The organism is Marinobacter sp. P4B1, from assembly GCF_001447135.1.
Lineage (GTDB): Bacteria > Pseudomonadota > Gammaproteobacteria > Pseudomonadales > Oleiphilaceae > Marinobacter > Marinobacter vinifirmus.
In genome coordinates, this window is the sequence record NZ_LLXM01000015.1 from 482432 (window position 1) to 496382 (window position 13951).

General features: G+C 54.5%; 17 protein-coding genes and 2 pseudogenes. 13 read left to right on the forward strand and 6 right to left on the reverse strand.

Annotation, left to right across the window (positions count from 1 at the left end; translation table 11 throughout):
- The first annotated feature begins 59 nt into the window (after positions 1-59).
- The 7 genes from AQ621_RS13860 (at position 60) to AQ621_RS13890 (ending at position 5685) form a co-directional block, all read left to right on the forward strand.
- Entirely contained in the window at positions 60-956 is an 897-nt protein-coding gene (locus AQ621_RS13860) for a cation efflux transmembrane domain-containing protein (RefSeq protein WP_023011861.1), read from the forward strand.
- Between the two features lie 4 nt (positions 957-960).
- Positions 961-1476: a signal peptidase II gene (gene lspA, locus AQ621_RS13865; RefSeq protein ID WP_023011862.1), complete on the forward strand. Its 516-nt coding sequence runs from the start codon at positions 961-963 to the stop codon at positions 1474-1476.
- 97 nt (positions 1477-1573) lie between these two features.
- Complete coding sequence (locus AQ621_RS13870) at positions 1574-2482, forward strand: cation diffusion facilitator family transporter (RefSeq protein ID WP_008169406.1); 909 nt, start codon at positions 1574-1576, stop codon at positions 2480-2482.
- 33 nt (positions 2483-2515) lie between these two features.
- A complete protein-coding gene (locus tag AQ621_RS13875; RefSeq protein WP_206769037.1) occupies positions 2516-3517 on the forward strand; it encodes an arsenic resistance protein in 1002 nt (333 codons plus the stop codon).
- Between the two features lie 44 nt (positions 3518-3561).
- Positions 3562-4200, forward strand: coding sequence for a DsbA family protein (locus AQ621_RS13880; protein ID WP_058091791.1), 639 nt, complete (start codon positions 3562-3564; stop codon positions 4198-4200).
- A gap of 22 nt (positions 4201-4222) precedes the next feature.
- Entirely contained in the window at positions 4223-5065 is an 843-nt protein-coding gene (locus AQ621_RS13885; RefSeq protein WP_023010648.1) for a cytochrome c oxidase assembly protein, read from the forward strand.
- Positions 5062-5685 carry an SCO family protein gene (locus tag AQ621_RS13890; RefSeq protein ID WP_058341922.1) on the forward strand — a complete coding sequence of 208 codons (624 nt, stop codon included), beginning with the start codon at positions 5062-5064 and terminating at the stop codon, positions 5683-5685. The genes AQ621_RS13885 and AQ621_RS13890 overlap by 4 nt, the downstream gene beginning before the upstream one ends.
- Before the next feature lie 61 nt (positions 5686-5746).
- Here the strand turns inward: AQ621_RS13890 and AQ621_RS13895 are convergent, their stop codons facing one another.
- Positions 5747-6154, reverse strand: coding sequence for a MerR family transcriptional regulator (locus tag AQ621_RS13895; RefSeq protein ID WP_008173636.1), 408 nt, complete (start codon positions 6152-6154; stop codon positions 5747-5749).
- Positions 6155-6223: 69 nt separating this feature from the next.
- Here AQ621_RS13895 and AQ621_RS13900 point away from each other — a divergent pair, with 69 nt between their 5' ends.
- From AQ621_RS13900 to AQ621_RS13915, 4 genes and pseudogenes are all read left to right on the forward strand, one after another.
- The gene (locus AQ621_RS13900; RefSeq protein ID WP_008173639.1) at positions 6224-6949 is read left to right on the forward strand and encodes a cation diffusion facilitator family transporter; all 726 of its coding nucleotides are present in this window, start codon (positions 6224-6226) and stop codon (positions 6947-6949) included.
- Positions 6946-7380 carry a disulfide bond formation protein B gene (locus tag AQ621_RS13905; protein ID WP_008173641.1) on the forward strand — a complete coding sequence of 145 codons (435 nt, stop codon included), beginning with the start codon at positions 6946-6948 and terminating at the stop codon, positions 7378-7380. The genes AQ621_RS13900 and AQ621_RS13905 overlap by 4 nt, the downstream gene beginning before the upstream one ends.
- Positions 7377-8054, forward strand: a complete 678-nt coding sequence (locus tag AQ621_RS13910) for a DsbA family protein (protein WP_008173644.1) — start codon at positions 7377-7379, stop codon at positions 8052-8054. The genes AQ621_RS13905 and AQ621_RS13910 overlap by 4 nt, the downstream gene beginning before the upstream one ends.
- Before the next feature lie 81 nt (positions 8055-8135).
- Positions 8136-8690, forward strand: a pseudogene (locus AQ621_RS13915) (cytochrome c biogenesis CcdA family protein); the annotation flags it as partial.
- Positions 8691-8777: 87 nt separating this feature from the next.
- Here AQ621_RS13915 and cadR read toward each other — a convergent pair.
- Positions 8778-9185, reverse strand: a complete 408-nt coding sequence (gene cadR / locus AQ621_RS13920) for a Cd(II)/Pb(II)-responsive transcriptional regulator (protein ID WP_004364961.1) — start codon at positions 9183-9185, stop codon at positions 8778-8780.
- A 95-nt stretch (positions 9186-9280) separates the two neighbouring features.
- On the opposite strand from cadR, the gene AQ621_RS13925 reads away from it, so the two are divergent.
- Both AQ621_RS13925 and AQ621_RS13930 read left to right on the forward strand, forming a co-directional pair.
- On the forward strand, positions 9281-10177 hold the full coding sequence (locus AQ621_RS13925) for a cation efflux transmembrane domain-containing protein (RefSeq protein WP_004574643.1): 897 nt from the start codon (positions 9281-9283) through the stop codon (positions 10175-10177).
- Between the two features lie 28 nt (positions 10178-10205).
- Positions 10206-10586 (forward strand): annotated as a pseudogene (locus tag AQ621_RS13930) (transposase); the annotation flags it as partial.
- 35 nt (positions 10587-10621) lie between these two features.
- Here the strand turns inward: AQ621_RS13930 and AQ621_RS17560 are convergent.
- The 4 genes from AQ621_RS17560 to AQ621_RS13945 all read right to left on the reverse strand — a co-directional run bounded on the left by AQ621_RS17560 (position 10622) and on the right by AQ621_RS13945 (position 13935).
- Positions 10622-10780 carry a hypothetical protein gene (locus AQ621_RS17560; protein ID WP_227508344.1) on the reverse strand — a complete coding sequence of 53 codons (159 nt, stop codon included), beginning with the start codon at positions 10778-10780 and terminating at the stop codon, positions 10622-10624.
- A 34-nt stretch (positions 10781-10814) separates the two neighbouring features.
- Complete coding sequence (locus AQ621_RS13935; RefSeq protein WP_227508345.1) at positions 10815-11459, reverse strand: DUF2057 domain-containing protein; 645 nt, start codon at positions 11457-11459, stop codon at positions 10815-10817.
- A gap of 171 nt (positions 11460-11630) precedes the next feature.
- Positions 11631-13307: a choice-of-anchor I family protein gene (locus AQ621_RS13940; protein ID WP_058341923.1), complete on the reverse strand. Its 1677-nt coding sequence runs from the start codon at positions 13305-13307 to the stop codon at positions 11631-11633.
- A gap of 154 nt (positions 13308-13461) precedes the next feature.
- On the reverse strand, positions 13462-13935 hold the full coding sequence (locus AQ621_RS13945; protein WP_022988406.1) for a Dps family protein: 474 nt from the start codon (positions 13933-13935) through the stop codon (positions 13462-13464).
- Positions 13936-13951: the final 16 nt, after the last annotated feature.

Consider the following 13951-nt stretch of genomic DNA (forward strand, 5'->3'; position numbering starts at 1 on the left):
CCTGTAGTGACTACAGGGTTTTAAATAACGGAACTTGTGTGAGAACCGGAGCCGCGAAAATGAGCAAACCCTGCGATGGACAGTGTGGCAGCGAAGATTCTGTCGTTAACAATGAGCTTCAGAGCCCCGTCACCGCCGAAACAGACAGCCAGCTCAGCACCTACAGCGTGCCGAAAATGGATTGCCCCTCAGAAGAGCGAATGATTCGAATGGCGCTCACGGGTTTTGACAACATTCAGTCACTCTCATTCGACCTATCGAATCGAAAGCTGGAAATTATCCATCAAGGCGAAGTCGGACCTATTACCAGCAAACTGGAAACCCTGGGTCTGGGCGCTTCCTTGCAGAGGACAGAAGACGCCAGCGCTGAATCCGTCAGAGCGGCTGAATCTTCTAAGGCCAACGAAAGCGAAGAGTCCGGCACTTTATGGATACTGCTGGCAATCAACGCACTGATGTTTCTGGTCGAGATGACGATGGGCCTGATCGCCCAGTCCGCTGGCCTGATTGCAGACTCGCTAGACATGCTTGCCGATGCCGCCGTCTACGGTCTCGCGCTTTACGCCGTTGGGCACGGCATCAAAATGCAGGTCAGAGCGGCGCATGTGGCTGGCATACTCCAGCTTATCCTTGCCGCTGGGGTACTGGTTGAAGTTGGCAGGCGCTTTCTGTTTGGCAGTGATCCCCAGTCGTCAATGATGATGGCCGTCGCATCTGTGGCCCTTATTGCCAACATCAGTTGCCTGCTCCTGATCGCCAAACACCGTGACGGCGGTGCTCACATGAAAGCCAGCTGGATATTTTCGGCCAATGATGTGGTTATCAATCTGGGAGTTATCCTTGCAGCCCTTCTTGTTGCCTGGACCGGCTCCAACTACCCGGATCTGGTTATTGGCGGTATTGTGGGAGGCATTGTACTCATTGGTGCCAAGCGCATCCTTGCGCTAAAAGGATAATTCGATGTCTGAAGACCGTTCTCGCTTTTTTACGCTCACTTTTCTCGGCTTTTCGGCACTTATAGCTCTGGCCGACCAACTTATTAAATGGCTCGTCCAGCAATCCATGGCTTACGGACAATCGGTTGAGATCACCCCTTTCTTTAATTGGGTGCACGTATGGAATAAAGGCGCTGCCTTCAGTCTCTTTGCCGATGGCGGTGGCTGGCAGCGATATTTTTTTATTGCGATAGCCATTGTCGTCTCGGCTGTTCTGGTCAAATTGATTCGGGACAGCCATAAGCGAACCGAAGCACTAGCCTATTCGATGGTACTTGGCGGTGCATTTGGAAATGTCATCGACCGAGTTTTTCGAGGCTATGTTGTCGATTACCTGGATTTTCATTGGCAATCCCGGCACTGGCCGGCGTTCAACCTTGCCGACGTGTTCATCGTCCTGGGCGTGGCCATGATTTTGGTCACGAGCTTCACAGCCGAGAAAGGTGCCGGGAATAACATGGAAAATCGCCAGAATGGCTAGTTTTCGCGCGGTCGCAACACTCGCTAAGCCCTCTGAGCCAGGCTTAGCGAGTGTTGCGACTACGTTTAATTGAACAGCAACGACCAAGGAGAAAACAATGGGCCACGAGCATGCTCACATGTCACCGGATACTAAGGATAAGAGAGTTGCAGTAGCTATCTGGGCGAACGGTATCCTAACCTTGGCTCAGATCGCTGGAGGGATCTTCGCTGGCAGCTTGGCGCTGATAGCCGACGCTATACACAACTTTTCGGATATGGCGTCACTATTTATCGCATTTGCGGCGCGGAAGATTGCACGCCGCCCGGCCGACTCGAAGATGACCTTTGGCTACGGGAGAATTGAGGTTGTTGCGGCACTCATAAATTACACCACTTTGATAATGATCGGGGCATATTTGATCTACGAAGGTGGCATGCGATTCATAGATCCCCCGGAAATCAAGGGGTGGTGGGTAGTTTGGCTTGGCATTATCGCATTGGTAGTGGATGGTTTGACCGCGCTGCTTACTTACTCCATGCAAAAGGACAGCGTCAACATCCGTGCGCTGTTTCTACACAACTTGTCTGATGCGTTTGCGTCAATTGCAGTCGTTGTAGGCGGCGCCCTGATTCTCCTGTACGACATGCGTTGGGTTGATCCCGCGATCACAATTGGTATCGCAAGCTATATTCTCTACCTGGGTCTAACGGAAATCGGCGGAACCATCCGGACACTCATGCTGGGTAGTCCATTGGATATCGACACAGATTCTGTCATCGAGGCTTTATCAAACGTAGAAGGCGTTTTAGACCTTCACCACGTACATTTCTGGCAGATGGGTGAGCATGATGCCTCCCTCGACGCCCATGTGGTGGTCGAAATAAGTGCCTGGAATGAACTTGAAAAAGTCAAGGGTGGGATAAAACGAACTTTGGAAAACGAGTTCGGCATCACTCATTCAACATTGGAGTTTGAACATCCTGATCACAGTCACAAAGATGCCCATACTTATGGCCATGGCTAGCAGGGCTGCTGAAAAGGGTACCGTGTGGCAGATATGCTGCGAATGGCCGACATTCCACTCGGTTACGAGCACGCCATGCGAGACGTAATTGAACGCCACCAGGTCTGGGCCTACCTCATCGCTGTTGTTTTCGGACTGTCTGTGGATTGGACATCGTCCCTCGGTGACAGTGTGCCGGATTACTTAATCTGGGGGTTGCTCGGAGTTCTGCTCTACGCCACATTTACTCAAACACCGTTGACCCACCTGTCTGATATGTTCCGGGACCGTCGGTTCATGGGTGCCTTGCTCACCGGAAATTTTCTGGTCATGCCGGCGATCACTGCCTTGCTGATATTGGCGCTGCCGGACAATGACGCGCTGAAGTTGGGAGTGCTTCTGGTATTGCTGATGCCCTGTACCGACTGGTTTGTCACCTTCACTCACCTAGGCAAGGGGGACAGCACCCGAGCCATTGCGGCAACACCGGTTCTGCTGATTGCTCAACTGGGTCTTCTTCCACTTTACCTCTGGCTTTTCATGGGTAATCAGTTCGACGTGAATCTTGAGCTTGGGCGGCACCTCCTGCCGGCCTTTGGCGGGCTGATTATTGTCCCGCTTATCCTGGCATTTCTGACTGAAAAATGGGCCGAAAACTCCAGAAAAGCCATCGGGTTCATTCGCTTCATGGGTCTGATGCCGGTCCCTCTGCTGACAGTCGTACTGTTCATCATCTCAATGACACAGGTCAGCCAGATCGACAGTACCGGCTCACTTATCTGGCCCTTGATGATTCTGTTTCCGGCCTATCTTCTAGCTGCGGCTCTGGTTGGAAAGGCTCTGCGCCGGGTCTTTCGATTACCGGTAGAAACCGGTCGCACCGTCATCTTCAGCCTAGGAACACGCAACTCCTTCGTGGTTTTACCTTTGGCACTGTCAATGCCAGAGGCCTGGGCTGTGGCCGTCGTGGTGATTGTCGTCCAGTCTTTGTTGGAACTGTTTGGAATGATGCTTTATCTGCGGTGGGTGCCTAGTCGGCTGCTACCGGACACCTGAATAATCTGAAACCCGTAAACTCATTTAAAATAGGAAGATCTCCCGTGCAAACCCGAACCCTGGTCATCAGTCTCCTTCTTTTTTGTCTGGTTGTCTTTGCTGGTGCTTTTGTTATTTACGATCGCTCCCAGGGCACTAATGAACCCGCCGTTGTTGAAAAAACGCCACTGGTGAGGGATTACTCTCCCGTTATTGGCCCTGAGGACGCGCCGGTAACCATTGTCGAGTTCTTCGACCCATCCTGCGAAGGTTGTCGCGCCATGCATCCCTATGTGAAACAGATTCAGGCTGCCTACCCGGACAACGTGCGTCTGGTACTGCGCTACGTATTGTTTCACAAAGGCTCGGAAGAGGCCGTCAGAATCCTGGAAACCGCCCGTGAACAGGGGGTCTATGAGCCGGTACTGGACGCTGTTATGGAAGCACAACCGAAATGGCACGATGATCCAAAGGTCGCCGCAGCATGGGATGCGGCGGAGTCAGCCGGACTTGATGTCGAAGCCGCTCGGGCCGGTATGAACTCACCCGAGATTGACGGCATTATTCAACAGGATGCTGCGGACGTTAAGGCGGTTGGAATTTCCGGAACCCCAACATTCTACGTTAACGGAGACACCTTGAGCCGCCTGGGGCCTCAGGAACTGTACGACCTGGTGACATCCAAGGTAGGGTCACTGAAATAACAACAAAACAACCGGCAACGCTATGTCACTGCTTGACTACCTTTTACCCTACGATTTCTCGCCGCTGACCATACTCAGCTACATGCTCGTGATGGGATTCTATGGCGTCGGGCTAATTCGGATGCCGGAACAGGACCGGCCAGGCTCACTGCGGATCTTTGCGTTCACCCTGGGGGTACTGATCTGTTATGCGGTGATGCAGACCCGCTTCGATTACTACGCACAATACATGTTCTTCGTCCATCGGGGTCAGCACCTGATTCTTCATCATATCGGTCCGATCCTGATCGCCCTGTCCAACCCTTTACCGGTCATGCGGTTCTGGTTCGCAAAAATCAGCCCGGGCTGGAGGCATACATTGAGGCCTCTGGGCTGGGTCTATAACGTTCTGCAACAGCCTTTTATCGCCCTTTTCCTGTTTGTCGGGCTTATCTATTTCTGGCTGTGGCCATCAATCCATTTTGACGCCATGCTCAGCCGGGATCTGTATTGGGTCATGAACTGGAGCATGTTGCTGGATGGCCTGCTGTTCTGGTGGTTGATCTTTGATCCAAGACCGCCGGCGATCACCTCATCGCTGGGGTATGGCAGACGCATGTTGGTTCTGGCCGCCGCAGGTGTGCTTCAGATGTTTCTTGGGGCGTGGATCGTGTTTTCACGTGACATGGTCTATGACGTTTACGAAGTCTGTGGCAGGGCCTGGCCGCTGGACCCGGAAGTCGACCAGCTACTGGGAGGCATGCTGACCTATATTCCTCCGGCCATGATGAGCATTCTTGGCATTCTTCTGATGCTCCGGCGAGCCATGCATCAGGACGGAAAATATACCAACCAATCCAAACAACTTGAGGAAACAGCGTCATGAGAACTCGCTTCTGGCGACAGCGCACCAACATCATATCGGCGACCTTAACGCTGATAGCAGCCCTATTGCTGACTGGTTGCTTTGGCAATGACGAGGAAGACTGGAACGGTAAAAACATCAGTGGCTTGATGCCTGAGCTGGAATTCGACCTGATCAATAGCCAGGGCAAGTCTGTATCTGGCGATGATTACAGTGGCCGCGTGAGAATGCTGTTTTTCGGGTTCACCTCGTGCCCCGATGTTTGCCCGACCGCCCTGCAAAAACTCAATCAGGCAACCAGTGGCCTGGACCCCGCGCTTCAGGATGAAGTACTCACTTTGTTCGTGAGTGTCGATCCGAAACGTGACACGCCTGAGCGTCTCGCAAAATACGTGGATTTCTTCGGCGACAATATTGTAGGACTCACTGGAAAAGAACCCCAGCTTCGTGAACTGGCAAAACGATATAGAACAACCTTCGGTTATGACGAACCTGCCGCTGATGGAAATTATGCGGTGTCACACAGCAGCGCGATTTATGTATTTGATCGCGAAGGTAACCCCCGCCTCTTAATGCGGCCCGATCTGAGTAGAGAAGAAATTCGGCATGACCTCGTTGCTCTTATTCAGGAGGATGCCTGACTGAATAGACTGTCCCAACTCGAATTGAGACAGTCCTGGTTGGCGGGCACATACAAAGTGGTTAAGCAGAGCCGGAGAGTGTCTCGATAATTCGGCAGTCCATAATAACTCCGCCGTCACAACACGCACTCAGTCTTTCCAACTCGTGTTCCATTGCATGTAGATCTTTCAGTCGAGAGCGCACTTGAACCAGTTGTTGTTCAACTTTGGCGTCCACACCCGCACAGGACTCCTGCTGACGATCCGCCAGTGAAAGCAGTTCACGAATATCGTCAAGGCTAAATCCGAGCCCGCGGCTTCGTCGAATAAACAGCAGCCGCGAATGATCCTCTTCGGAGTAGAGACGATAGCCCGACTCCGAGCGGGTCGCTTTCGGCAACAGTCCAATTTTTTCGTAATAACGGATGGTCACGGGCTTAACGCCCGTATCATCAGCTAGCCGACCGACCGTGTTCCTTTTTTCGCTCATCGCTATTGACCTTATAGTTACTATAACCACCAGTGTATCGATGTATTGCACGTTTTAGGAGGGTTCGTCGTGGACAGCTGCTGTGAAAACAAGGCCGGTGAACTGGCACAATTGCGAGCGAGCCAAAGCCGGGTGCTTTACATTGCGCTTGCCATCAACGCAGTGATGTTTGTGGTGGAATTCAGCGCCGGCTGGATTGCAAGCTCTACCGCGTTGCTGGGCGATTCGCTGGATATGTTTGGCGACGCGTCTGTCTATGCACTGACACTGTTCGTGCTGGACCGAAGCCGTCGCGCGCGTGCCGGAGCGGCTTTGTTCAAAGGCGGCTTTATGCTGTTGTTCGGGCTTGTTGTTGTCGCCGATGCCATCCGCAAGCTGGTGATACAGGAAGTGCCCGCCGCCGAGTGGATGGGCGCTGTCGGCGCTCTTGCCCTGTTTGCAAACGGCGTTTGTTTTGTGTTGCTCTACCGTCATCGTGCGGACGATCTCAATATGCGTTCCACCTGGATGTGTTCCAGGAACGATCTGTTCGCCAATAGCAGTGTAATCATTGCGGCAGGATTGGTCGCCCTCACCAATACCCTCTGGCCGGACATCATTGTGGGCCTCGCCATTGCTGCGCTATTCCTGCACTCCGCTTGGCAGGTCATCCGTGAGGGTATGGAGGAATGGCGTGCCGGTGGGGCTGAAACCGCCGATAAATCGAGCAAAGATGAAGGCGATACCGCTGGAAACAGCTGCTGCTCTTCTTCGCAAAGCACTTGTGCCAATGAATCCAGAGAGCCATCCCGGTGACCACCAATAACCGGGTGATTCCATGGGGGCTGCTGCTGTCAGCCTGGCTACTGGCGGCGGGGTCCTCGCTTTCAGCCATCTACATCGGGGAAGTTCTCGGGCAGGCTCCGTGCGTTCTGTGCTGGTTTCAGCGCGCCTTCATGTTTCCGTTGGCGGTGATTCTCGCAGTCGCCTGCTACTACTCGGATTTTAACGTTTGGCGCTACGCTATGCCGCTGTCTGTCATTGGCTCCCTGTTCGCTCTAGCCCACTCACTGCTTTATGTGGGGCTCATTCCACAACCCATTCAGCCCTGCACGGCCACTGGCCCGTCCTGCTCGGGTGACGGAATGACGATATTTGGTGGGCTGCCGCTTCCGTTTCTATCGCTGGCCATTTTTGTTGCCATCATCATTCTGCTCTTGCTTATCCGTCGGAGAGTTCATACATGAATCGTCGTGCCATCTTTGTTGTCGTGTGTCTCGTGCTGATCGCAGCCTTTTCAGCCGCCGTCCTATTCAAGCCACAGCCCCAGCAGCCTCAAAAAACGGCCACCACCGGCGAAAAGTCTGTTGCCGCTGCCGAACCGATCGCGAACCAACAAGCATTGGTACGCTTCCATTCGCCCACATTCGGGCCTGCCGACGCACCGGTGATCATCGTTGAGTTTTTCGACCCCTCCTGCGAAGCCTGCCGGGCGTTCTACCCGATCGTGAAACAGATACTTGCTGAGTATCCAGGCCAGGTGCGGCTTGTTTTGCGGTACACAATGTTCCATCAGGGTTCCGAGGAAGTCTCCAGAATTCTGGAAGCAGCTCGCCTGCAAGATGTCTATGAACCGGTGCTGGAAGCTGTGTTGGAGGTGCAGCCGGCCTGGCACGACGACCCGAAGGTTGCCAAGGCATGGGGAGCGGCCGAGGCAGCCGGTCTGGACCTGTCCCAAGCCCGTGAGGATATGCAATCCGAACGGATAAGCGCCATCCTTGATCAGGACATGCAGGACGTCAAAACCATCGGTGTTCGGGGCACCCCGACTTTTTTCGTGAATGGCCGCCAACTCACGGAGTTTGGTCCCAAACCGCTACTTCGTCTTGTTCAGGAGTCGCTCCCAGACGCACAGAAATAGTCGACCGGTGTCGAACAAAACACGGATGGGCTTGATGCCCTCCACCGTCAACTGAACTCAGAAAATTGAGGACTCACGGAAATGCCAGATCTTGCGACATGGGGAATGCTGGCTGCTTTTTTTGGCGGCCTGGTGTCATTTTTCTCACCCTGCACTCTGCCGCTGGTTCCGGGGTATCTATCGGTCGTTACGGGCGGCACTGTCACAGACCGTTCGAGTCGACTGCAATCTCTGTGGCTCAGTATCTGTTTTGTCCTTGGGTTCAGTGTAGTGTTCATCGCTTTTGGTGCCAGCGCTAGTCTGCTCGGTCAGTGGCTGATGGCCTACCGGCAGGAAGCCAATCTGGTGGCGGGCATTCTGATTGTGCTGATGGGGCTATTTATGCTGGGCTGGTGGAGCATGCCCGCGTTACAGCGCGACTGGCGCTTTGGGCAAACCCTTGAGGGTGGACGGCCCACGGCAGCGTTCCTTCTCGGCTTGGCCTTTGCCGTCGGGTGGACACCGTGTATTGGCCCGATATTGGGCGCTATCCTGGCTCTCAGTTCCACCCATGCGAATGCTGAAACCGGCATGCTGTACCTGGCCGTTTATTCGCTGGGGTTGGCAATTCCATTTTTGGCAACGGCTTTATTTATTGGGTAAGCGGATTAAATGGTTGATCTTACCTTTGCATGAGAGTGAGACAGACCGGCATCTCATCGGATTATCTGGTTGATGCTTCACCTACTGCTGGTGCATGTTTCCTTCGCTAATTCCAGCAAGAACCCCACACGCCTCAACTTCCCGGTCATCGTTGCAACTCGCTCTCAGTGAAACGAGTTGTTTCTCAAGCGCTTGCAGAGCGGTTATCTGCGACCGCACATGAGAGATGTGATCATCGAGCAAGGCGTTGACGGCGGTACAAGGCTGATGAGGGTCGTCCTGATAGCTCTGTAGTTCGTGAATCTCAGCCAGTGACAGGCCCAGGATTCTGCAGCGACGGATGAAGGCCAGCCCCTCACCATGCTTCTCGGTATAGACACGGTAACCGTTGTCCTGCCGATCAGGCGGCGGCAACAAGCCCTGCTGTTCATAGAAGCGGATCGTCTGTGTTTCGACCCCTACCAACTGCGCCAACTGACCAATGCGCATCAGCCTCCTCCCCAACGGATTCTTTACTCTATTGACCTTATAGTAGCTTTATAGTTTTAAATGGTACCACAACATTGTTCAAGTGGAGTCGTATCATGAGCAAATCCTGTGGTGGCGCCTGTGGCGGTGATGCAACGTCCGCAGCGGATACCGATATACAGGCCTCCTCCGAGGCGCCAGGGAGATGGGTCAGTGTTTATGCCGTGCCGAAGATGGACTGTCCATCAGAAGAACGAATGATTCGCCTAGCCCTGAACGGCTTTGAGGAGATTCGGGCGCTGTCCTTCGACTTGTCGAACCGCCGGCTGAAGGTCGTGCATGACGGCGAGGTCGAGCCCGTCACCTCGAAACTGAAGACCTTGGGGCTAGGCGCCTCGCTTCAGGAAACCGTCGCTGCAAATCCGGAGACCATCAAGGCCGCCGAGTTTTCGGCAGCTTCTGCTAAGCAAGAATCCGGGACCCTGCGCTGGTTGCTCGGCATCAATGCACTTCTGTTCGTGGTGGAAATGACTGCCGGTCTGATCGCCCAGTCCACCGGCCTGATTGGAGAATCCCTGGACAATTTTGCCGATGCGGCGGTGTACGGGCTTGCCCTTTATGCGGTTGGACATAGCGTGAAAATGCAGGTACGTGCCGCGCATCTTGCTGGTGTACTGCAACTGATCTTGGCTGTGGGCGTGCTCGTAGAGGTGGTGAGACGCTTTGTATTCGGTAGTGAGCCTGAATCGCTGGTGATGATGGCTATCGCATTCGTCGCATTGATTGCCAATACCAGTTGTCTGCTGCTCATATCCAAACATCGGGAAGGCGGGGCGCACATGAAGGCAAGCTGGATATTCTCGGCCAACGACGTGGTGATCAACCTGGGGGTCATCACCGCCGGCGCCCTGGTCGCGTGGACCGGTTCCAATTATCCGGATCTGATTATCGGCACCATCGCGGGGGGCATTGTACTTAACGGTGCCAGACGCATTTTGGCGTTGAAGGGTTAAATAATGCTCATTATTGGCAAAAAGCTCTTGGGACGCCACCACACGGCTCCAGGCAGAAGCCGCCCTGGACGAGTGGATAGCCACCATCCCGAAGGGCCAAAAGGAAGTCTGGAGCGATCTGGTCAGGGCAGTGGGAAACTGGCGCGAAGAGACCATGACCTACTTCGAGACGGACATGCCCGTCACCAACGCTTACACGGAGTCCATCAACCGACTGGCCAAGGACAAGAACCGTGAAGGGCGCGGTTACTCCTTCGAGGTGATGCGGGCACGAATGCTCTACACCACGAAGCACAAGAAAAAGGCACCGACTGCGAAGGTCTCTCCTTTCTACAAGAAAACCATCGGTTACGGACTGCCGGACTTCGCAGAGGAACTCAACTACGGAGTCGATCTATCAACCATCTGAGGGTGGTATCAGATTGATGGGGTGAAGGTGCCCCATCAACCATTAAATCCGTATACCCCAATTTTCTTACGCAGCTGAATCTGGAAATCACCGTTGAGCTTGTAGGTGAATCCGTCCTTTTCGTAGATGGTCGCAGCGTTTACAGAACCTGCGGCAACAGTAGACACAGCAACAGCCAGAAGAAGCTTCTTCATTTCTTATAACTCCACTTTCAGTTTGGTTTGGTGTTTATCGGTTGCTGGAATCGACCCAGCTGTCCCACTCTTTTCGAGTTTGTTCGTCAGCTTTCAGATACCAGTAGCGCAGCATCCTGCTGACCATTTCCTGATCCGGATCGACGTGCGAATCCAGCAACAACCCTTCCTGGTTGGTTAACGGTGCCGGGCCTGCGGTGGCTGCCGGTGCAGTCACTGCGGCTGCGGCGCCGGAACGGTTATAGGCGGCCAGCTCACGGGCATAGTCCCGCACCAGCTGGAAACCTTCTTTCTCGAGCACATCGGCGGTGAACGCCACTCGTTCGCCCTGGCGGTCTGTCAGCTGCCAGTCGCCCTGCTGATTGAAACTGTCCATCTCGTTCCGGGAATCAATGTCAGGTGCGCTCAGAGTCAGCTCGGTGTCAGTAGCGTCAAAACGCACAACAAAGGCGTCGCTGGTTTCCAGCACTTCTTCCCGGCCGATTTCGGTGGTGCACTCCACCACCAGTTGCGCGGTGCCATCGGCCAACGTCATAGCCTGGCCAGCCGAAGCCGTTTGTTCACTGCCCTGAACCGCCTGAACGTTCACGCAGGGCCCGAGAGTCAGCTGTACCTCGGCCAAAACCGGCAGCGGCATCAGGGCCATCATCAAACTGGTAATGCGGGTAAATCTCGTCACGTTCTGAATCCGATGACTAAGGTGTTAACTCAACTGAGACGACACTATGGAGGGGGGTTGTGACAGAGTTATTACAAAGTGTTATGGAAAGTCGGTTTTTAAGACTCAGTATCCGAAAAAACAAAACCGCACCCGAAGGCGCGGTTTTGATGGGCAATAAAGGCTTCAGGATCAGTTGGCTGAGTCGCCCACCACGTCAATGCCATAGAACGTGGTGGTGCCGCTCACCTCGTTACCCACGGCCAGGATCGGCTGGCCGTTAGGGCTGTCTTCGGCGCGGATAAAGGCCAGGCCTTCCGGGCCCAGGTCACCGGCCTTACCAGCTTCTACCGCCGCCTTGTCGGCAGAGAAATCCCGGTTGTTCAGGTACTGCACAAACTGCGGGTTCTGGGGGTTGGTCACGTTGTACACCATGATGCCACCCACCCGTTCCAGGCCGATAAAGGCGTAGTTCTGGCCGTTGATCTCGCCAATGGTGACCGCTTCCGGCTCCGGGCCTTTGTCGTCTGAACGGTCGTCGGCTCCGTTTTCATCGTTACTGGCGTTAAAGCCGTGAGGGATCAGGTTGCCGGTGATGCGCTCGAAATCATTGCCGGAATCGAACACCCGCTGGCCCTGCTCGTTCCAGATAGAGAAAGAACGGGCGCCGTAGCTGTAGAGTTCACCGAACACACAGTCTTTCTCTACATCAGTGGCACTGCTGGACGGATCGCAATCATTAGCCATGCCCAGGGTGCCGGTCACTTTCAGACGGCCCAGGTTGGCGCTGTCCTGCAGTTCCTTGCGCTGGGCCTCGGTGCCGAAAGCCTCGCTCAGCTGAAGGTCTTTAACCCGGTATTCTTCACTGAAGCCATCGTAATCCCGGGAGTCGCCCTCGTTGGCGGTGATGTAGTAGGTCTTGCCGTTGTAGCCATAGCTGGCCATGGCATCCGGCAGGTACATGCCCTTGATGGGCCAGTTGCGCAGGTTGATGCCGCCATCCTTGTTGCTGGCATCCAGCTCGTTACCCAGCATGCGGTGGTCTTTGAAGCCCAGCGGCAGCACGTCCAGAATGCGTGCGTTTTCAATGTCCAGCACCGCGACGGCGTTGTTTTCCTGCAGGGCTACCCAGGCACGGGTGTTATCAACCGAAACCGCAATGTACTCCGGCTCGAAATCCTGGGCGGCAGAAGCACCCGGACCAAAGATCCGGATACCGGCTTCGCGCAGGGCCTGCTCGCGGCCGTTGAAGGCGCGGAAGTCGGCGGTTTTCACTGTTGCTTTGTCCACACCGTTAGCCAGGTCGATCACGCTTACGGAACCTTCGGGGTCTCGGGTGTAGTCACCGTTCGGTTCGCCTTCGTTAGCAACCAGCACTTTTTGACCATCGCGGGTGAAAGTCACCATGTCTGGCAAGGCGCCCACGGTCACTTCACCGGCCTTGGACAGGTCAGATGCGTTGTAGAACACCACCTTGCCGTTGTCCTGCTTCACCTCGGCTTCGATGGCGACGGCGACCAGGTCACCATACACCGCCACACTGTTAGCGGAGGCGCCTTCTCGGCTGGCGTCGATGGTGTTAACCAGCACCGGTGCAGACGGGTTACGAATATCCAGTACGTCCACGGTGGCCGCATTGGCATTCACCACAAACAGGCGCTGGTTGGCAGCATCATGAGCGACGATTTCGGCGGCGCTTTCATCGAACACATTGCCCGGAGCCTTGTAGCTTCCCAGTACATTGAGTTCGATCAGACCCGGCAAGGAAGCCTTGGGCTGGGTGTCAGAACCGCTGCCGGTAGCGCAGGCAGCAAGGCCAACGGTGGCGGCCAGAATGGCGGAGGTCAGAAGGGTTCGCTGGAAAATCATGTTTACCTCGGGTTGTGTCGTCGGTGTGTAAATGACGACCCAAGCTATGGCAAACAGATGACAAAACCGCGTCAGAAAAAAGACAAGTCGATGACGCACATACAAAAATGGCGGCTCCGGGGAGCCGCCATTTCAGGTTACCGTTCTGCCTGGCTTACTGGCCGAGGTAGCTCCGGTACATCCACACGTCTTTCTCCTGCCCGGAGATGTAATCACTCATCAGGGCGGAGGTGCCTTCATCACCGGCTTCACCGGCCAGTTCCAGCAGTTCGCGCTGCTTGGCGATCAGCTTGCCGAAGCTTTCAACAATGTTCTCAACCGCTTCTTTACCGTTGGATACGTCTTTGCGCTCCGGTACTTCGGCGGTTTCGATGTAGGTGCTGAACGCGTGAGCCGGGCGGTGGCCCAGGGTCAGTACACGCTCGGCAATTTCATCCACTTTCAGCAGAAGGTCGTTGTACAGCTCTTCGAATTTCTCGTGCAGCAGGAAGAAGTTCTCACCCTTGATGTTCCAGTGGTAACCACGCACGTTCATGTAAAAGATCTGGTAGTTGGCCAGCAGATCATTCAGTGAGCTAGCCAGTGCGGCGGTTTTTTCGGTATCCAGACCAATAAAGTTCTTACCCATTTGAACCTCCTGATTC